The organism is Streptomyces sp. NPDC097981, from assembly GCF_040302565.1.
Taxonomy (GTDB): domain Bacteria; phylum Actinomycetota; class Actinomycetes; order Streptomycetales; family Streptomycetaceae; genus Streptomyces.
The window spans coordinates 66,520-84,311 of the sequence record NZ_JBEORW010000012.1; the positions used below are offsets into that span (position 1 = coordinate 66,520).

Genomic DNA, 17,792 nt, shown 5'->3' on the forward strand with positions numbered 1-17,792 from the left:
GAATACTTGTCTGACCAGCGGTGCCGCCTTAGCTCAGTTGGCCAGAGCAACGCACTCGTAATGCGTAGGTCTCGGGTTCGAATCCCGAAGGCGGCTCTAGAAGAACCCTAGGACTCACTCGCCGTGACCTGGGGTTTTTCTTATGCCCCGACCAATCGGGGGCGGAACGCGATGATCTTCGCTCCCTCATGTGATGCCGACGTGATGCCGTCCTGCTCGTTGACTGCCTCGACGGCCTTCTGCTTGGGCAATCGGGCTGCTCCGCGCGGGACCATGGCGGCGGTCGCCTCGGCGGCCTCGGCGGCGGCCTTCGGCATGACCGACTGATAGATGTCCCGAGTGATCCGGGAGTCGGAGTGCCCGAGGGTCTCGGACACGATCTTGACGTCGACTCCGGCGGCGAGCATGAGCGAGGCGGCGACGTGCCGCAGATCGTGCAGGCGGATCGGCGGCAGACCCGAGAGCTCGACGAGCCGCTCGAACTGGTCGGTCAGCCACCCGGGGTGAATCCGCTCGCCGTCCTCCTGGGTGAACATCCGGCCCGACTCGATCCACGCCGGCCCCCACTGGCAGCGCTCGGCCGCCTGCTTGGTCTGGTGGGCGTCGAGCACCTCGGCGGTGTACTCGTCGATCGAGAACACCCGCTCGCCGCTGTCAGTCTTCGGCAGGCTCTCGATGACCTCCCAACCGTCCTGCACGAGCTGCGTCGCAATGGTCATCGAGCGCGCCGCTATGGAGTAGTCGGCCCACCGGACGCCGCACGCCTCGCCCCGCCGCAGACCTCGGAACGTGATCAGATGGAACAGGGGCAGCAGCCGGTGCTCTGTGTCGGCGAGGTAGTCGAGGAATTCGCCGGCCTGCTCGGGTGTCCACACCATGACCGCCGAGGGCCGCTCGCCGGTCCGCAGCCACGCCTCGACCCGCTCATCAGTCCACACCATCGCCTTCGGCCGCTTCGCCGCCGTCAACTCGACGTACGACGCGGGGTTGAAGGTGATCGCCCCGCGAGCGATGGCGGTGTTCAGCGCGGCCCGCAGCGTGTCGCGGATGTGCTTCTGTGTCGACGGGCCGGTGATACGGCGGAAGGGCCCCATCTCCTCAATGGCTGCTTTCAGGAACTTCCGGCGGCCTCGGTTCTCTATCCCCTTCCACGGGATCGTTTTCAGCTCGTCGAGGGCGGCGCGGCGCTGCAAGTTGGCGTCGTGAATCTCGGCATTGGTCTCGGCGATGCCCGCGAACATCTCGTCGAGGTGCTGCACGGTGAGCCTGTCGAGGCGGACGTGCCCGATCCGCGGTTTCAGGTGGCACCTGATGTCGACCTCATACCGGGTTTCACCACTCTTGCGGAGCGCCTTCTTACCGGCGAGCCACGTGTCGAGCCACTCGGCGACGGTCATGTGCTGAGTGAGTGACTGCCCGGTCGCGAACCGGCGCTTCGTCTCGTCGTAGTCCGGGATGCTCTCTCCGCTCGTCGAGACCATTTCGAGCAGGTCAGCGATGCGGCGGCGCCCGTCGGGGTCCGACCTCCTGTCGGCGATGTCGAGCAGGGCGGCGAGGGCGTTCGCGTCGGTCTGCGCCTTTGCCTTGGTCTCGTAGCCGCTGCGGAAGAACCGGCGACGGCTCTCGTCCTCGCGGGGCGGCAACGGGTGAACCAGCTTCCACACGCCGTGGGTGCGCTGAGTGAGCTTCTTGCAGGAAGCGCCGAGCTGCTTGTCGGTCTGCGGGTCGCGGCACCCGCAGCGCTTTGTGATTGTGGCGGTCATTCATCACCTCTCGTTTGGATGTGGTCGGGGTCGTCGAGCATGTCGAGCCCCTTCATGTCCTCGATCAGGTCCGGCCGCAGCTGGGGGATCTGTAGGCCGGCGAGGGTCATGTCGTTGATGTGCCGGGCGAGTTCTTCGAGGCGGTGCAGGTAGTCGGTCTGTGCGGATACGTGTCCCTCCTTGTCGGTCTTGCGCTTGTCGTGCGCGGTCTCGGCGCGTAGGTAGGCCCGGTGGACCGCGTCGCGCCGGCGCTCGAACTCGGGGTACATGGACGCCGGATAGGCCGCTGACGCCCAAGCCGCGGCCCATTTCGGCCCGTTCTCGCCGATGGGTTGCGACTCGGCGATGTAGCGGCCGTCGATCGGGCCGCCGAGCGTCGGTGTCTCCTCACCGGTCCACCAGCGCCACACGGTGTACGGGTCGCGAGGATCGCGGTTCGGCACGGTGGGCACTGCCTGCTCGCTCCCGAGCGGAAGCATCAGCAGCAGCGGGGGCACGGCGAGGGCGAGACCGAGCACGAGTAGCTCGTCGACGGCCACGGGGCGACGGACCTTCTTTCCGTCCTTACCCGTGCGGCCGGTCTCGATGGTGGTGAGCACCGCAAAGGTGAGATCGGGGCGCCCAAGCCTCGCGCACTCGGCGGCGAGGTCGTGGCGGTTCATGCCGAGTCGTTCTCGGTGCCGGCGGATCTGCTCGGCGATCAGGTCGCCCGTCGTCTGGTGGCTGTGCATATTGCAAACCTAGCGTTGTCGATTGCAATACGCCAGTGTTGATCGGTACGTTGCTGATCTCGCACTACTCGGCATCAAGCGGCCGGCGTGCACACCGATGTCACAGGGGGCAGATGATGAGCAGCACTGAGCAGGGGATGACACACGACGAGTTGATGACGCTTCCCGTCGCTGTTCCGCTGGAGACCGCTAATAGGGCGCTGCACCTCGGCCGGACGACCGGGTATCACCTCGCGCGGACCGACCGGTATCCGGTGCGGGTCCTGCGCCATGGGCGCGCATACAAGGTGTCACGCTACGACTTGCACCGGCACCTCGGCGTAGTGGCGGAACCACGGCCCGATACCGCCGAGTGAGCAGCAGCCGGCCGCCGCCTCCGCGAGGCGGCTGCCGGCGGCTGCGTCCAGGTGCCGTTTCTGGCTTCCCCTGTCACTGTCGGCGGTAGCTGGACCACTGCTCCGCGGCTGCGGCGAGGGCTTGTTTCCATGCGACCTCGGGCGCGTCGGCCGCGATGCTGGCCCATAGGCGCTTCTGCGCCGAGGCGAAGACGTCGAGCGCGCGGGCGGGCGCTGTGGCCCATGCGGGGGTCTTGGCTGCCCACAGCTCGGCGTCTGCGGGCGTGTGGCCGGCGGACACGAGCCAGACGACCCAACAGGCTGCGTCGATCCATGCGGCGCCGCGGGTGGGCCAAGCCCAGTCAATGACGCGGGCGGTGTCGTTGACGATCAGGACATTGTCGGGTGTCCAGTCGGTATGCAGCAGTGTGTCGCCCCGCAGCAGCGCGGCGTCGTCGGGGTCGTCGACGTAGCCCGCGAGCCGCTGCTCGATCTGCTTGAGCTCGACGTCGGCGGGGGCGCGCACGGTGGAGAGGGTGATGATCGCCTCGGCGACGAGTGGGAGGTCGTTCGTTCCGGGGCGGTAGTCGGCGGGGCGGCCGTCGAGGTGCTCGAACCCGAGCAGGTTCCACTCGTCGACTTCGATGGTCCAGAGCAGGCGGGGCGCGAGTGGGGCGACGTACGGATTAATGGTGGCTTCGCGCTTCTGTGTCCACACGCGAGGGTGATCGCGGCGCAGCCCCTTGACGAAGATGCGGCCGGCGCGGGTGTCGAGGGTGGCGGCGATCTCGCTGTTCAGTCCGCTGTCGGCGGTCGAGGCCGCATAGATCGGCCCGGTGCGGGCGGCGACAGCGTCGCGGGTGGCGGTCGGTAGGTCTTCCCAATGCATTCTCATGGTCACCACGGCGGGAGTGTAGGACTGAAACGGTGCCGGGGCCGCCCGCGCAGTGCGGGCGGCCCCGGTGTGGTGTGGCGGCCTAGTACGGGTTGTCTTCCCCGCAGCCGCGCATCACCTCGTTACCGGCGACGGCGTCGAGGTCGGCGACGAATTCGATCTCCTCGTCGATGGCCGGCCGCGTGGTGATCTGTACGGCGACAGCAATGCTCATGGGTTCACCTCCTTTCAGGCGTGTTGGCAGTAGCGGTCCAGAGACGAGCCGGCCTTGCGGTACAGCTTCACGAGCGGCATACAGGTGGTGCAGCTCTTTTGGAGGCTGCACCCGGTGCAGCCGCCCTGACGCTGTAGTGCTTGGTCGGCGATGCCTCCGAGCCGGGACAGACCCGCGACCCCGTCCCGCAGGAGCGGAATCGTCTGGTCGCGGGAGATTTTGCAGACGCTCGCCATGCCGAACGGGGACACGTTCAAGGACGTGTGGCCGGCGTCGCATCCGGTGAAGGGGGTACGGGCGTGCAGGTATTCGGGGGCCTGCTGCGCGAGGGGCTCGACGTCGCCGGCGAAGCTCGGCGACATGTGGCTGTACTCGCGGACGCGGGGCGCGTACTGAGCGGCGAGTCGGCGCATGGCGGGGGCCTCGTGCGCGTTCTCCTGCGTGATGACCACGCTGAGGGACAGCGGCAGACCAGCCTCGCGCGCTGCGAACAGTCCCCGCATGAACTTCTTGAACGCGCCGCGGCGCCGGGTGAATCCGTCGAACGTTGCTTCGGTGGCCCCGTAGACGCTCATGGTGATGCGGTACGGGCGACGAGTGGTGAGCAGGTCGAGCATGTGCGGCCGGAACAGGGTCGAGCCGTTGGTGAGGATCTCCACCATCATGCCGAGGTCGTAGGCGAGCTCGTATGTCTCGGGAAAGTGGCGGTCGATGGTGCACTCGCCGCCGCCGAGCTCGATCCACAGCACGCCCGCGTCGCGCAGGATGTGCAGCAGCTTCTGCCGCGGCTCCCAGGGCAGACCCTCGTGCCTCTTGTCGCCGTAGATGCAGTGAGGACACGCCCAGTTGCATCCGTTGTTGACCTCGTACGAGGCGCGGCCGTGCCCGTGGGGGGAGTAGTCGCGCACGAGTAGGGCGCTGCTCGACAGCTTTCCGTCGAGGTCGAGGCCCCACTGCCTACGCGCGGCGGTGTGCAGCCATGTGGGGATCGGGCTGTTGTCCTCGGCGCTCTGGCGCAGTTCGAGGTAGTGGTGCCCCTTGATCTTGACGCCTCTCGCGTCCCCTGGGCGTAAGACGAGGAACTGATCGAGGAACGTGGCGACGATCAGTTCATGAGTAGGTAACGGCATGGGCCCCCCACGTGAGAGTGAACAGGGTCAGGGTGTGCAGCTCGACGCGGTCCGGCGCCCATGAGCGCCAGAGGGCGACGAATGCGGCGTCGTCCTTGGGCAGGTCGAGATCAGGCTGTGCACGGAGGGCTCGGGTACGTAGCGCGCGGTCGGCGTGGGGGTACAGGGAGAAATCGCCGGTGTAGTCGGCGACAGCCGCGGCGGCCGTCCACTCGCCGAGCCGGCGCACCTCGCATAGCGCCTTGAACAGGCGGTCGGGTTCGAGGGCCTGCCACTCCTCGGCATTGTCGACGTACGCCCGAGCTGCTGCTCGCAATAGCGGCTTGTAGAACCGGAGACGGATCGCGTCGAACCCCTCGTCGCTGAGATGTAGGACCGTGGCGGCTGTGGGGGGCATGGCCAGGGGGCCGGCGAACGTGTCGTGCGAGCGGCCGAACGTCGCGCACCACCTGCGGTAGAGGGCAGCGCCCTGCCTGGCTCGTCCGAAGTGATGGAAGATCGCCGAGGTGATCGAGTCCCACAGGTCCGGCGTGGTGAGTCGGGCGACTGTGCCGAGCTGCGCGAGGGCGTGCGCGAGGCGGTCCTGCTCGCGTTGGCGGGGAAGCATGATCGCGGATGTGTACGTGATCGTGGGGGCCTCGGCGTCATCAGTCCCGAGGGGGCGCAGTACGAGGCCGACGCCCTGCCAGTGGGCGAGCCAGGGAACACCCTTGTACTCGACGACTCGCAGCGCTTCCCCGTTGAGGCCCTGGGGCATCACCCACGCCGGGTGATCAGTTACGAGGGTGGTGCTCAACGGCGTAATTCCCTACGTGCGGTGGGGTGCTGTTGGGGGGACTCGGTCGGCGTGGCGACGTACACGTTCACGGGGCGTATGACCCATTCGAGGTACTCGCCCTGCGGGAGTTTCACCCTGAAACCGCACGGCTCATTCCGCGCAAGGGCGCCGATGGCGTGCACCCATCCGTCTTCCAACCACGCCGCGGCTCGGGCGAGTTCGTTGATGTCGAGGCCGAACGGTGCGTTCTGCCGTAGCTGTAGGCGCAGCAGGCGTATCGCGGACATCGGATCGGGCAGCAGGCTCAACGACCGCGGGTCGGGAGGCAGATCCGCGTCGGAGTGGTGCAGCAGGGCCTCGCACCAATAGCCGCGTTCGGCGGCGAGCACGAGAGCGGTCTGCCGTTCCGGTCTTGCGAGTTGAGCGAACACGGCTTGCCTCCTCCGCAGCGATGGGACCCCCCTAGCGCCGCGGAGCAGCGGGGCGATAGAGGGCCCGTCCAACGCTCCCTAACCGGCGCACGGCAAGGGAGAGTTGTCACCGATGGCGCACATGCAGTCACCGGTGCAACATCGGGACCGTAGCGCCATTGGGACGCGCGTCGCAATGGTGCGCCGTCCCAAAGTTGCACCGGCATATGCCAAGCGCCCCTCACCTGTGTCGGTGAGGGGCGCTGGCCGTCGAAACTCGTCAGATCAGGTGGTCGAACTCCCCTGCCTTCACGCCGAGGATGAACGCGCGGAGCTTCTCGACGGACGTCGTGACGATCACGTTCGGATCGTCGCTCTCCCGCATCGCGATCCCGCCGGCGACAGGGGCCAGCTCGACGCAGCTCTGATTGTCATCGGCTCCCGAGAACGAGCTCTTCTGCCAGTTGATTGGGTCGGTCATGCGCCTTGACTCACATTTCCTGAGCGATGCGGTGAATGAATTTACTCGACTCCTCAGGCCCGAGTGAGATTGACTCGATTGATTCGAGCAACTCTCGGTACCTGGTGAGCTGAGGTTCTGCGTCCAGAAATCCGCTATCGAAAGCGCTGTCAATCTGGACTGTGTCGAGCGCCGGGATATCGGCTCCTGCGTAGAGTACAGAATGTACTGATCCGGTAATCTGGCGATCGAAAGGAATGACGCGGATAGTCACAGATTTCCACTCTGCGGCTTCGCAGAGAAATTCGAGCTGTTCGCGCATGGTCGCGGCGTCGCAGTACCGCATACGTAGGGCCGCCTCGTGAATGAACGCTTCGAACGGGGTGGGGTTGGGCCGGTCGAAGACGATGCGGCGTCGCATCCGGTGCTCTACGCGAGTGCTCACTTCGCTTGCCGCAAGGTCAGAAACGCCGCTGCGAATGAGACCTCGCGCGTACGCTTCCGTCTGGAATTGGCCAGGGACGTGAAGCATCTGAATGACACGGATGTATGTCGCGTAGAATTCGAGTTCGGAGACGTCCAAGAACCCTGGAGAGAGTATTCCGCGGTAGTCGTCCCACCAGCCTTTGGAGCGCTCCTCTGCCATTCTCGCGAGCGCATCGATAAGGTGACGGTCCGTGGCTGCGTAGTGCGCTGCGAGTCGGCGAACGCGTTCGTCGCTCACGCCGTATCGGCCGGATTCGATATGGCTGATCTGGGCGCGCTCTCCGCCCAGGAAGGCGGCGGCAGTGGCTCCGTTCATGCCGGCTCGCTCGCGCAGTTTGCGCAGCTCGGCGCCCAACCTCTTCTGTCGGGCGGTTGGGTAACTCCTTGGCGGCATGGCCCCTCCCTCTCTTCCGCGTATGAGTGTGCCGTCCCGACGGCATCCCGGTCCACCCGTCTTGATGCGACGGCCGTCCCACTGTTGCGCCGTCCCTATGTTGTGCCCTAGCTTCGAGGTGGCGCCTCACTGCGTGTGGCGGTCCGAAGTGCAGCCACCTGTACGCCCGTTGAGGGTGCCCCGGGGATGGTGGCCAGGGACACGGACCGTTGCCCTTACGCGCCCCGACCGCGTTGGGAGACGACGAAATGACGACTAGCGCTTTACCCTCCGTGCCCCCGCCCGAGCTGGGCGTTAGCTACAGACTGGCCGCCCCCCGAGCCGCGACGACACCGAAGATCGTCCGTGAGCTCGTGGCCGTACTGCTCACTGCGTTTGGGCACGAGGACATCGTCGAACAGGCGAAGTTGTGCGTGTCCGAGGTGGTCACAAACGCCTACCTCCACACACGCACCAACCTGATCACGGTCGACGTGTCGCTTTCCTCGGACTGCTTCACCGTGTGGGTGAACGATGACCGCCCCGAGTGGCTGCCCAGGGTGCCGCGGACCGCCCCGCCCTGGCGAGAAGAGAACGGCCGAGGGCTGTTTCTCGTATCGAGGGTGGCTGATCGGTGGGACGTTGCCACCAACAGCGCTGGCGCGAAGCGTTTCGGGTTCAGCATCGGCTACCAGGGGGCGGCGTGAAGAGCGAACCGAACATCGGGGCCGTATACCGTCCCTCCGTCGCTGGCGCGCCGCGTGCCGTATGGCTGCTCGACCGCAATCGCACCCCGATCTGCGAGGTGCCCGAGGGCGATGCCCGCGGACTTGCCTTCGAACTAGCCGAGCTGCTCGGTCTGTTCGTCTGCGACCGCGGCGCAGTGAGCGAGGCGGCCGAATGAACCTCGGTCCCGTGCTCGTCGGCGCGATCTCGATCGGCGTAAGCCTCGCTCTGCTTGCCCTCATGGCGGTGTGGGCCTCATTGCCGAGCGCGAAGCGGGCAGTCACGCCGGCGCCGGACCGCCCCGGAATGCGGTATCGCTGCTACTGCTGGAAAGAGCCTGTCGTCGTATTCGTCGAGGCGCCGCCCGCTCCGACGGTCGAGGCGCCACCGGCCCCGATGGTCGCGGCGCCGCCCGCTCCGATGGTCGCGGCGCCACCCGCCCCGGGGTACGGGGCGCCGCCCGCCCCGAGGATTCCGGCACCAGCGCCGCGCGGGTGCCATGCCAAACCGCGCGGCACAGTCCACGCTGCCCGCCCGGATAGCGCCTCCCTCGCGGGGGCGGGCGGCCGTGGAAGGGGAGCACCTCCCGTGTCGGCGGTCGTGTAGATCGCGCACACGGTGACGCCGCGGCAGGGGCCCTCGACGAGTGCACCGTCGAGGGCCCCCTCGCCTGTCTCCAAAACGAAAAGGGCGCCCCCGCCACCGGCACGAGGCTGGGGCGGGGGCGCACTGCGTTCAGTGGGCGGCGGTCTGCCAGAGGGTGAGGGCGAGGCCGATCACGGCGACCAGGGCGAGGACGCTTGGGAGCGGCCACCGGGTCTTTTCGAGCGCGTCGAGGCGGGCCTCGTGGTCGGCGAGCTGCCTGTCGACTTGGTCGGATCGCTGCACGAGCAGCGCGAGCGAGCCGTCGATGCGGGCGAAACCCGCCTCGACGACGCCGCGCAGCCGTTCCAGTTCGAGGGCGACGTCGGACGGGGAAGGGTCGGTCACGGGCGCCCGCCGGTCTTCCGGTCGAGGGCGAGCAGCTCGGCGTCGGCGCTCGGGGCGGCGCGCAGCCACTGCGGTAGCAGGGCCTCGACCACCGGCAGCGCCATGACGCGAGTTACGCCACCTGCGACGGCGAGGGCGAGGCCGACGCCGGCGGCAGTCTGCGGGATGCCCGCGGCATCGATGATCAGGGGCAGGCCGGCGGCGAGGGCGAGCACGGTCTGCACGACGGTGCGCACGGTGCGGCGGGTCGCGTCGGTCATGGGCGGTTCCTCTTTCTTCGGGGTGGGAGACAGGGGCGTCCCGCCCGCGGTCGCGGGCGGGGCGTAGGGGGAGGGTCAGACCTTGGGGACCCGGAGAGCTGCCCATGACGTCGGGCCGGGCCATCCGTCGGCGTCGGCGCCGGAGTAGCCGAGGTGTCGCTGCCACCGGGCGTAGCTCTGCCGGTCGGCCTCGGTCCACTGAGGACCGGGGCCCTCCCGGTAGGCGGAGCAGCCTTCGGCGACGAGGCGGCGCCCCATGGCCGTTACGACGGCCGATCGCGGCTCGCTGCGGAACCACTGGGCACCGGGGAACGGCTCGAACTGCTGCGACGGGGTACCACCCCCGCCACCAGGACGCGGGGCGCCGCGCTGCACCCATGCGTACAGCGGGCCGCCGGGGCACTCGGTCGCGTAGCCGTCGCGGTGGCCGCGGATCTCGTCGCCGGCGTCTCCGTCCTCGCAGAGCCACTCGATCGCGTCGCGAAGTCCGTTGAGCTGCACGTCGGTCGGCTCGGTGAGTCCCTCGTCGCCGACCATGGCGCAAACCGCGTAGTGGGCACTGTTCAGCGCCGAGGTGCCGTTCGCACCGGTCTTGCGGTGGGCGCCGCGGCCCTCGAACACCGCACCGTGCGGGCAGACGAGAGCGTTGTACGCGATGTCGGAGTAGTTCTCTTCCCGGTTGGCGAGGTGGCTCGCCTGAATCGCACGGGCGCGGCCGGAGCACTGCCCGTGGTTCTCGGGGCGAGCCAGGGAAGCGGGGACCGGCGATCCCTCGTAGTGGATCTTCACGCCTCGGGTGCTGCCGATGTACGCGAGGTCGTAGCGGGAGGGGCGGGCGCCCCACTGGGCGCGGGTGACGAACTGCAAGAGCGGGTCTCCTTGGGCATGAAAAAACCCCGGGCCGGATGGCTCGGGGTGGAGGCAGGGCGGGCGGGGTTCAGCGGCGGGCGACCTCGGTCACGGTCTCGGTGATCAAGTCGCCGGATGCCTGCACGAAGCGGGCAGGGAGCGCGGCGACGGCGGCGGAGAGTGCCGCGGTGAGCAAGGACTCGCGCTCGGCGTCGGTCAGCCCGTCGTACGGGTCGAGCCCGACGCGGTCGGTCACGCGCAGCTCGACGTACGCGGCGATCTTGGTCGGGTCGCTGTTGCGGGAGCAGTTGAGGGCGGCGGAAGTGATGGTCATCTGCGGTGTCTCCTTTGATGGCTAGCTGACTGCGGCCCATAGGGCGTTTGCGTCGTAGGTCAGGGCGGATGCGGGGGCGAACGAGGCGGGCAGGCTGGTCTGCCCGGTCGCGGTGAGGCGGGCCGCCCGGCGGAATCCGCCGGGCATGGCGGCGGCGCCTGCTGGGGAACTGCCGAGGTTGGCGCCCCGGGCCAGGACGGGGCCGTTGTAGGGGCTCGCTGTCTGTCCGTTGGTGACGATGGCGACCCAGTAGTTCCCGGCGGGCGCCGAGTAGGCCGCCGTCAGCGGGCAGACAACGGTCGCGCCTTCGTTCGGGGTGAAGATGCCGGAGAGCGCGGCGGTGACACCGACGCGGATCCCGGCGGCGGTGTAGAGGCCGGCGAAGCTGTTCGCGTTGAGGGCGCCACCCCCGTACCCGCACGAGTAGAAGACGACGCCGTTGACCGTGGTCGCCGTCCGCAGGTTGATCCCGCACAGGTAGACGTATCCGGCGAGCAGGTTCTGCCCGCTTCCGGTCAGGGCAGGGTCGAACGTCCAGCCTGCGAACCCGAGGTCGGAGGGGAGCCACGATCCTCCGCCGAGCCCGTCGACGTAGCTCTTGCGGGTGAGGTGGGTATCGGCGGTCGGGGCAGCCGAGGCCGAGGGCGCGGTGCTGAACGTCTTGGCGCCGGCGACGGTCTGCGTCCCGGTGAGCAGAATGGCGGTTCCGGTCGGCTGTGCGCCGACGTCGGCCGCCGCAAGGGTGATCGCGGTTCCGGACTTGCCGTTGACGCTGATCGTCACGTCGGGGCCCGGGGAGCCGTTGACGGTGTTGACCGAGCCTGCTCCGGGGTCGCCCTTGGGGCCCTGTAAACCCTGTGATCCTTGCGGGCCGGCCGGGCCCCGCAGGTTCCCCCTGGCTGTTCCCCACCCGGTCCCGGAGTGCTGGAAGAAGTCGCCGGTATCGCTGCGCAGCAAAAGGTCGCCAGCGCGCAGTCCTGCGCTCGGGGTGCTGCCCGTGTTGACGTACCAGGCCGCGCCCCGCAGATCGCCGCCGAGCTGCGCCCATGCGCCGCCGGTCCGCTGCCACGTCGAGACAGTGGTCGAGGTGACGCCGAGGACGGTCGTTGTCTCGTACCGCATGTACACGTCGCCGTCGAGGCCGAGGGCAGCGCCCGGGGCCGCCGAGCCGGAGTAGATCCGGGAGCCGGGGGCGCCGGCCGCCCCTTGCGGGCCGGTCGGTCCGACGACCCCGACGTAATTGGGCTTGCTCGGGTCCGTGGGGGCGATGTCGGCGAGGTCGACCTCGGCCTGCGCCCGCGGCAACAGGACGTTGTACGAGCGGCCCACGGGGATTCCCGAGAGCTGCTCGGTCACGATGTATGCCCAACCACTCGGGTCCATGTCGGGGGCGTCGGTGGCGGGCAGGGTGACCTCGATCGCGCCCTGCGCGTCGAGGGGGACGGTCACGGGGCCGCCGAGGATGACGTCGGCCGCCGAAAAGGTGAGCTGGCCGGGGGCTCGGAAGACGAGCGCCCCCGACAGCGGAATGCCATCGGGGGCGAGGAATCGGGCGCGCACGGTCACGGTAGGTATGGACGGGGGCAGCAGGGCGAGCCTCCTTAGTCGTCGATGGTGCGCAGCCCCGGGCGTGCCTCGGGCGGGGGGTCTGCTGCGGCCGGCGGAGACTGCGTGAACGGGGAAGTCGTGGCGCCGGTGGATGGTGCGGGGGTGGGGTCTGCGATGCCGTGGAGTGGGCCGGGGTCGGTGGGCGCGCTCGAACGGCGGGCGGCGACGGTCTGTGACGGACGCGGATCGGGGACCTCGTCCCGGGAGACGGTTCGGCGGGTATGGCCGCCCAGAAAGTTGACCGTCACCCCGTTGCTGCCGGACCGCTGTCGGATCTGAACGCGAACGAAACAGGTCAGCAGCCACTGCGCGCGGTCGAGAGGGAACGTCACCCAACGGGTGTCCCACTTGGCCACGGTCGGCGGTGCCGTGACCGAGTAGGTTCCGATGTCGGTGAACCCCGTCTCATCGGTGGTGCGGTACTGCACAGTGACGTCCGCCGTCGAGCCGCCACCGGCCCCGACCTCCAGGAGGATCGATGCGACGGGCTGTTGCGCGGGGAAGGTGCCGAACCATCGGTTCGTGTATTCGCTGCTCGACACGATCGGGTCGAGGCCGACAGGATGCAGCGCGAGCGGCAGGTATGGAGTGCCCACGCCCCATCCGGTCGTGGTCTCATCGCTCAACACGATGTTTCCCGCTCGGTCCCACAGGCTGATTGCCTGAGATCCGGCGCCGCCAAGGTCGCCCGATCGGTCCGCCCAAATCGAGAAGGCAACCGATCCGTCCTCACGGGACATGACGACGCCCTGCTGTGGCGAGCCATCGGGGTGAGTGAACTCTGGGCCGAAGTCACCCACCCCGAACAGGTTGACGCCGTTGGGTGCGTACACGTCGAGCGTGCCGCCCTCGGCGATCCGTACGTGCCCGTGCGTGATCTCGTCGAGCGCCGGCCGGATGTTGGCTCGACCAGTGAGCTCGCGCACCTTCCGCTCAAGTTCACGGATGCGGTCGAGCAGGTCGAGGGGGATTGCTGCCACTAGGCGGCCTCCAGGTAGAGCTTTGCTGTCTCGGGTCGCCCGCGCAGGGGCGGACTGATCGCGACGCCCACCAGCCGGTACCGCATGTCGAGCCCCTCGGCCCACCACAGATCACGGATGCGCACACGCACGGTCGCGCCGAGAAGCGCGGGTGAGAGCGGGACTTGAGCGAGTGCGAGGGTCAGCTCGGGAATCGTGCGCGGGGCGGTGGCGGCCGCGAGGTCTGCGCGAGCGTGGGTGGCGAGGGTGCCCCGGTCGGTAACGGTGGTGTAGTCGGATGTCCCGTCCAGTCGTGGCCACCCGCTCGCGAGCTGTGCCTCGTCGACGAGCAGCTCGGTCATGATCGGCAGGGACTCGGCCGTCTGGTTCTTGTTGTCGGACGCACCGCGGGACTGCCAGGAGTTGGCGCGCACGGTCGCGTCGAGGGGCCAGTCGTAGGAGAGGATCGGGCCGGGATGGTCGAGGACGATGTCAGACTGACCGGTGTGGATCACGGGGGACCCGAGTTGTAGCTGCTTGATCCGCCGGCCGGTTGCAGGGTCTCGGACACTGGCGATGCGCCATTCGAACCCGTTCTCGACGCTGCCGAGCTGGTCGATCAGCTCGCGAATCCGGGGTTGGTCGTAACGTCGATAAGTGCGGTCGCGGCGGATACCGGACATCTGCGCTGCGTCGTACTCGATGCCGATGTCGCCGCCGGCGAGGTTCGCCGAGTAGGCGATCAGGCCCCGCACGATGTCGAACTGATCAACAGCGGTGGCCTGCTGCGTGTGGAACACGGCCCGGTGATCCAGATAGGACGCCCAACCGCCAGCCTGAACTTTCAGACCGAGATTCCCCCTGCTGTCGCTGGTGATGTTGGCTGTCCAAGGGATACCGCCCCACCAGATGTCAGGGCCCCGCTCGATCCACATCGCGGTACGGCCGAGATCGAGGGCCGCGCGGGCACGGGCGGCGAGCTGCCGATTCGGCAGGGGGATCGTTACGGTGGCCGTGCCGATCTTGCCAAGGTAGTCATCGAGCGACACGTCGCTCACGGGCAGAGCGTCGCGTACCTGGTCGGTGCGCAGGTCGCAGAGAACGATGCGATACGACGGGGCGGGCAGGTGATCACCTCCTCGTGGGACGGCGCGGATTGGCCTACCAGTACGCTGCGCGCCACCGAACCGATACCGATGCTCTGGGGTCGGCGGCGCCCGGTGCTGTGCGGAAGAGGAGAGAGGACGGGCCCGGGGGCAGGGTGTAGAGCTGCTCCAGCGCCGAGCGGGCCGTCGCCGTGTTTAGGGCACTCGCGTTGCCGTTGAGTGTGACCGTGCCCGCGGCGGTGTCGACGAGCAGTGTGTCGGCGGCGCCGAGGTCGATGTCGTACTCGATCACCTGACCCGTTCCCGTGTTGGTCAGCGATGGCAGGGAAAGAGGGCCGCGGACGGTGATGACGGGGTGCGATGGCGCGTCACCCGCGTTGACCGCGTGCAGCGGTGAGGGCAGGCCAGACGACGGCAGGCGCGTCTCGGCCTGCTGCTCGATCAGGCTGTACCGGCGGGGGTCGGTCGCCTCGAACTGGAGCGCCGCCCCCTGCACGACGCCGATCGCGTACCCGCCTACTCCGACGGGGATCGAGCGGCGCAGGCAGCGCGCGAAGCACAGCAGCGGCGGCTCGTCGTCGAGCATCACGACGAGCGGCTGCTCGTCCTCGCGCAGCGCGGTCGCCGCGCGCAGGGAGCGCACGGCGGTGCCCATCCGGCGAGGCTCGGTACGGATCACGATGTCGTCGAGGGTGATCGTCCGTGGCTGTGCGAGCAGCCGTCCGGGGTAGGCGCCGTGAGCGTCAGACCGGGGGACGGTGCCCGAGTCGACGCCGGGGGAGTCCTCCCACCCGGTGAGGTTCTTCCACCGGTAGGCGGTGTAGGGGCCGAGCAGCAGCTCGCCGAACTGGACGTGCCCGGGGGCGGTGACGCGATCACCCGCGGCCATCGGTCACCCCCTGCCCTTGGCGTGCCAGGCGAGCGCCGTCGCGGTCTGATCCGCGGTCGCCGTACCGGCGTTCCAGTTCTCGATATGGACTGCCGGGCCGCCCCAACCCCCGCCCGCACTGCCGCTGTTGGTGGGGGCGCCGGCGGTGGCGAACTGCGGTCCGGAGGGTACCGAGACGAGGCTGCGCATGGTGCGGTCGATCGCGGGGGCGCCCGCTTTGATGCCCTCGACGATGCCCGCCGGAATGAACTTGCCGATCTTGTCTCGCATGAGACGCGACGGAGAATGGATTCCGAGTGCCTTTGCGATCGGCCCCGGAATCAAATTCTTGGCCCAAGACATGAGGGTTGAACGCAGCCAACTACCCATGCCCCTGATGCCGTTCCACAGCCCGTAGATCAGATCACGGCCGCTGTCGTAGAGCATCGAGCCGAAATTGCCGAAGTAGCCCGCGATCATTCCCGGCAGGCCCCGGACCCAATCCAGCATTTCCCCGGCCTTGCGCACGGTGCCTGACTTGATCGAATCCCAATGCTTGATGATCAGCCCGACGAGCGTCCAGTTCAGGAAGAAGTCGACGATCCGGCCCGGGATACCGCGCACCCATTCGACGGTTGCATTCCATGCGGATACGGTCCCGCTCTTGATGGAATCCCAGTGCTTGATAATCAGGCCGACGAGCGTCCAGTTCAGGAAGAAATCGAGGATCGCCTGACCGGCCCACTTGATCTTGTCCCACACCCAATCCCAAGCGGCCGATGTCGCCGAAACGATTGTGTCCCAGTTGGCGACGACTAGCGCGACGATGCCGACTACGGCGGCGATGATGAGCCCTACCGGGCCCATGGCGAGAAGCCAGGCAGCAGCCATCCGGGCGCCCTGAATCAGGGACTGTGTGCCCATGAGAACCCATGCCCCGACCACCCGCAGGGCGGCGGCGCCGGCGCTCACGCCCTGCGCCACCCAACCCGCCAACATCATGGAGTTGACCAGCACAAACCTGGCTGCAGCGGCTACGCCGGCCGCGGTCTGAGTGGCCCAACCGGTGACAACGGCCGTGGTCGTCGTCCATGCAGTGATGCCGAGCGCGACGAGCGTCGGCAGCATCAGGAGCGTGATCACGCCGGCGGCAATCGAGAGTGCCGTCGAATGCTCGGAGATCCACCCGACGGACGCGCGCAGCGCGCCGCCGAGGCCACCCTCGCCGATCCAGTCGGCAGCCTTTTCGAGGGCGGGTACAACGTTGTTTCCAAGGACGGTGACGACTTTGTCTATCGCCGCCCGCTTGAATGCCTCGAACTTGGTCGCGGCATTGTTGCGCATTGCGTCGCCCGCTGCGTCTGTCGCGCCCTTGACGTTGCCGAGAGCGGCCACAGCGGTTTTCGGGTCGAGCTTGAAAAGGGCCTGCTGTAGATCCTCGGCCTTGGTTCCGAAAAGGGCGACCGCGGTCGCATTCCGCTCGGCAGGGTCCTTGATTGCCTTGATTCGGGTAAGCACTTCCCCGAGGGCTTTCGATGCTTCCGGTCCACCCTTGGTGAACGTCGCCGCCATCTTGTCGGCGTTGAGTCCGATCGACGTGAAAGCGTCAATGGACGTCTTACTCATGTCCTTTGAGCGAATCGCGAATTCCTTCAGGGTATCCGCGACGGTATCGGCGTCTCGGGCACCCCCTTGCAGACCCTGCTGCATAAGGCCCATCGCGGTCTGTGCGTCGAGCCCCAAGTCGCGGAACTGCGTGGGGTATTCACTGAAGGTGTCGAGGAGATCCTCGGCCGCGTTCGTTCCGTTCTGGCTGCCCTTTACAAGGACGTCCATCGCCTCTTCGGCGTTCTTCGCGATGCCGGATTTCAGCATCACGCCGACCGCGCGCGAGACCTTCCCGACGTCCTCGCCCAGGACCGAGGCCGTATCGGCGACCTGCGTCGCCATGGTCTTGATCTGGCCCTGCGTCGCCTCGGGCGGCAACAGACCCTGCTGCGCGATCCCCTTCAGGATTTCGGCGCCGTCGGCGACCGACTCGACGATCGCGCCCGAGTAGAGCTGTCCGGCAACCGCGCCGTACTCCTTGGCCACCGGGCCCGAAGCGCCCAACTGTGCCTGGAGTTTGCCGGCGACCTTGCCCCGGTCCATGGCTTCGGCGATGCCGCCCATGAGCGCGGTACCGATCGCGCCGCCCACTGCCGCGGCGGCGAAACCTTTCAGCGCCGTTCCCATGCCGCCGGCCGCGCGCTCGCCACCGTCGGCGGCGCCCTCGGCGAGACCGTCGCCGAGGGCATCGCCCGCTTCCTGCCCGGCCTGATCCGCGGCGGCGGCGATCTGATCGCCGCCCGCCTGTACCGCGGCGCGGGCACGGGCCATTCCGGCATCTGCGCCGGAGTCGTCGATCGTGATCGTTGCGGCGAGCTCGCCCACCATGAGGGCCACGGGTGGTCACCTCCTGGCGGGTGCACCTCCCGCGGGGGAGGAGTCGGGCGGAGGTGTGAGCACCCGGGCGAG

20 protein-coding genes and 1 tRNA gene are annotated in these 17,792 nt (G+C 68.2%); 3 read left to right on the forward strand and 18 right to left on the reverse strand.

The window, feature by feature from the left end:
* Positions 1 to 22: 22 nt before the first annotated feature.
* Positions 23 to 96: transfer RNA gene (locus ABTY04_RS14285), tRNA-Thr, on the forward strand.
* A gap of 44 nt (positions 97 to 140) precedes the next feature.
* On the opposite strand, the gene ABTY04_RS14290 is transcribed toward ABTY04_RS14285, so the two are convergent.
* The 9 genes from ABTY04_RS14290 to ABTY04_RS14330 all read right to left on the reverse strand — a co-directional run bounded on the left by ABTY04_RS14290 (position 141) and on the right by ABTY04_RS14330 (position 7,557).
* Positions 141 to 1,763, reverse strand: a complete 1,623-nt coding sequence (locus tag ABTY04_RS14290) for a tyrosine-type recombinase/integrase (protein WP_352213661.1) — start codon at positions 1,761 to 1,763, stop codon at positions 141 to 143.
* The gene (locus ABTY04_RS14295; RefSeq protein ID WP_352213662.1) at positions 1,760 to 2,494 is read right to left on the reverse strand and encodes a helix-turn-helix domain-containing protein; all 735 of its coding nucleotides are present in this window, start codon (positions 2,492 to 2,494) and stop codon (positions 1,760 to 1,762) included. Before ABTY04_RS14295 ends, ABTY04_RS14290 begins: the two co-directional genes overlap by 4 nt.
* A gap of 429 nt (positions 2,495 to 2,923) precedes the next feature.
* Complete coding sequence (locus ABTY04_RS14300) at positions 2,924 to 3,724, reverse strand: phosphotransferase family protein (protein WP_352213792.1); 801 nt, start codon at positions 3,722 to 3,724, stop codon at positions 2,924 to 2,926.
* A gap of 82 nt (positions 3,725 to 3,806) precedes the next feature.
* Positions 3,807 to 3,938, reverse strand: a complete 132-nt coding sequence (locus tag ABTY04_RS14305; RefSeq protein WP_352213663.1) for a hypothetical protein — start codon at positions 3,936 to 3,938, stop codon at positions 3,807 to 3,809.
* Positions 3,939 to 3,952: 14 nt separating this feature from the next.
* Positions 3,953 to 5,068, reverse strand: a complete 1,116-nt coding sequence (locus ABTY04_RS14310) for a radical SAM protein (protein ID WP_352213664.1) — start codon at positions 5,066 to 5,068, stop codon at positions 3,953 to 3,955.
* The gene (locus ABTY04_RS14315; RefSeq protein WP_352213665.1) at positions 5,049 to 5,864 is read right to left on the reverse strand and encodes a DNA glycosylase family protein; all 816 of its coding nucleotides are present in this window, start codon (positions 5,862 to 5,864) and stop codon (positions 5,049 to 5,051) included. Before ABTY04_RS14315 ends, ABTY04_RS14310 begins: the two co-directional genes overlap by 20 nt.
* Entirely contained in the window at positions 5,861 to 6,277 is a 417-nt protein-coding gene (locus ABTY04_RS14320) for a hypothetical protein (protein ID WP_352213666.1), read from the reverse strand. The genes ABTY04_RS14315 and ABTY04_RS14320 overlap by 4 nt, the downstream gene beginning before the upstream one ends.
* A gap of 259 nt (positions 6,278 to 6,536) precedes the next feature.
* Complete coding sequence (locus ABTY04_RS14325) at positions 6,537 to 6,737, reverse strand: DUF397 domain-containing protein (protein WP_352213667.1); 201 nt, start codon at positions 6,735 to 6,737, stop codon at positions 6,537 to 6,539.
* A 10-nt stretch (positions 6,738 to 6,747) separates the two neighbouring features.
* Complete coding sequence (locus ABTY04_RS14330; RefSeq protein WP_352213668.1) at positions 6,748 to 7,557, reverse strand: helix-turn-helix domain-containing protein; 810 nt, start codon at positions 7,555 to 7,557, stop codon at positions 6,748 to 6,750.
* A 287-nt stretch (positions 7,558 to 7,844) separates the two neighbouring features.
* On the opposite strand from ABTY04_RS14330, the gene ABTY04_RS14335 reads away from it, so the two are divergent.
* The gene (locus ABTY04_RS14335) at positions 7,845 to 8,282 is read left to right on the forward strand and encodes an ATP-binding protein (RefSeq protein ID WP_352213669.1); all 438 of its coding nucleotides are present in this window, start codon (positions 7,845 to 7,847) and stop codon (positions 8,280 to 8,282) included.
* Complete coding sequence (locus ABTY04_RS14340; RefSeq protein WP_352213670.1) at positions 8,279 to 8,479, forward strand: hypothetical protein; 201 nt, start codon at positions 8,279 to 8,281, stop codon at positions 8,477 to 8,479. Before ABTY04_RS14335 ends, ABTY04_RS14340 begins: the two co-directional genes overlap by 4 nt.
* Positions 8,480 to 9,036: 557 nt before the next feature.
* On the opposite strand, the gene ABTY04_RS14345 is transcribed toward ABTY04_RS14340, so the two are convergent.
* From ABTY04_RS14345 to ABTY04_RS14385, 9 genes are all read right to left on the reverse strand, one after another.
* Positions 9,037 to 9,291: a hypothetical protein gene (locus ABTY04_RS14345; protein WP_352213671.1), complete on the reverse strand. Its 255-nt coding sequence runs from the start codon at positions 9,289 to 9,291 to the stop codon at positions 9,037 to 9,039.
* The gene (locus ABTY04_RS14350; RefSeq protein ID WP_352213672.1) at positions 9,288 to 9,551 is read right to left on the reverse strand and encodes a hypothetical protein; all 264 of its coding nucleotides are present in this window, start codon (positions 9,549 to 9,551) and stop codon (positions 9,288 to 9,290) included. The genes ABTY04_RS14345 and ABTY04_RS14350 overlap by 4 nt, the downstream gene beginning before the upstream one ends.
* Before the next feature lie 75 nt (positions 9,552 to 9,626).
* Entirely contained in the window at positions 9,627 to 10,418 is a 792-nt protein-coding gene (locus tag ABTY04_RS14355) for a peptidoglycan-binding protein (RefSeq protein WP_352213673.1), read from the reverse strand.
* A 70-nt stretch (positions 10,419 to 10,488) separates the two neighbouring features.
* Positions 10,489 to 10,734 carry a hypothetical protein gene (locus ABTY04_RS14360; RefSeq protein WP_352213674.1) on the reverse strand — a complete coding sequence of 82 codons (246 nt, stop codon included), beginning with the start codon at positions 10,732 to 10,734 and terminating at the stop codon, positions 10,489 to 10,491.
* A 21-nt stretch (positions 10,735 to 10,755) separates the two neighbouring features.
* Entirely contained in the window at positions 10,756 to 12,300 is a 1,545-nt protein-coding gene (locus tag ABTY04_RS14365) for a collagen-like domain-containing protein (protein ID WP_352213675.1), read from the reverse strand.
* A 35-nt stretch (positions 12,301 to 12,335) separates the two neighbouring features.
* A complete protein-coding gene (locus tag ABTY04_RS14370; RefSeq protein WP_352213676.1) occupies positions 12,336 to 13,322 on the reverse strand; it encodes a hypothetical protein in 987 nt (328 codons plus the stop codon).
* Positions 13,322 to 14,359 (reverse strand): hypothetical protein, encoded by a 1,038-nt coding sequence (locus ABTY04_RS14375; protein ID WP_352213677.1) that lies wholly within the window; start codon positions 14,357 to 14,359, stop codon positions 13,322 to 13,324. Before ABTY04_RS14375 ends, ABTY04_RS14370 begins: the two co-directional genes overlap by 1 nt.
* Before the next feature lie 103 nt (positions 14,360 to 14,462).
* A complete protein-coding gene (locus ABTY04_RS14380; protein ID WP_352213678.1) occupies positions 14,463 to 15,296 on the reverse strand; it encodes a phage distal tail protein in 834 nt (277 codons plus the stop codon).
* A gap of 3 nt (positions 15,297 to 15,299) precedes the next feature.
* Positions 15,300 to 17,711 (reverse strand): phage tail tape measure protein, encoded by a 2,412-nt coding sequence (locus ABTY04_RS14385; RefSeq protein ID WP_352213793.1) that lies wholly within the window; start codon positions 17,709 to 17,711, stop codon positions 15,300 to 15,302.
* Positions 17,712 to 17,792: the final 81 nt, after the last annotated feature.

What these genes read in the sequence shown, in the direction of transcription:
- ABTY04_RS14385 (WP_352213793.1), bottom strand. Translation starts at nt 17,711, where the DNA reads ATGGTGGGCGAGCTCGCCGCAACGATCACGATCGACGACTCCGGCGCA.
- ABTY04_RS14300 (WP_352213792.1), bottom strand. Translation starts at nt 3,724, where the DNA reads ATGAGAATGCATTGGGAAGACCTACCGACCGCCACCCGCGACGCTGTC.
- ABTY04_RS14360 (WP_352213674.1), bottom strand. Translation starts at nt 10,734, where the DNA reads ATGACCATCACTTCCGCCGCCCTCAACTGCTCCCGCAACAGCGACCCG.
- ABTY04_RS14290 (WP_352213661.1), bottom strand. Translation starts at nt 1,763, where the DNA reads ATGACCGCCACAATCACAAAGCGCTGCGGGTGCCGCGACCCGCAGACC.
- ABTY04_RS14380 (WP_352213678.1), bottom strand. Translation starts at nt 15,296, where the DNA reads ATGGCCGCGGGTGATCGCGTCACCGCCCCCGGGCACGTCCAGTTCGGC.
- ABTY04_RS14305 (WP_352213663.1), bottom strand. Translation starts at nt 3,938, where the DNA reads ATGAGCATTGCTGTCGCCGTACAGATCACCACGCGGCCGGCCATCGAC.
- ABTY04_RS14325 (WP_352213667.1), bottom strand. Translation starts at nt 6,737, where the DNA reads ATGACCGACCCAATCAACTGGCAGAAGAGCTCGTTCTCGGGAGCCGAT.
- ABTY04_RS14295 (WP_352213662.1), bottom strand. Translation starts at nt 2,494, where the DNA reads ATGCACAGCCACCAGACGACGGGCGACCTGATCGCCGAGCAGATCCGC.
- ABTY04_RS14310 (WP_352213664.1), bottom strand. Translation starts at nt 5,068, where the DNA reads ATGCCGTTACCTACTCATGAACTGATCGTCGCCACGTTCCTCGATCAG.
- ABTY04_RS14335 (WP_352213669.1), top strand. Translation starts at nt 7,845, where the DNA reads ATGACGACTAGCGCTTTACCCTCCGTGCCCCCGCCCGAGCTGGGCGTT.
- ABTY04_RS14350 (WP_352213672.1), bottom strand. Translation starts at nt 9,551, where the DNA reads ATGACCGACGCGACCCGCCGCACCGTGCGCACCGTCGTGCAGACCGTG.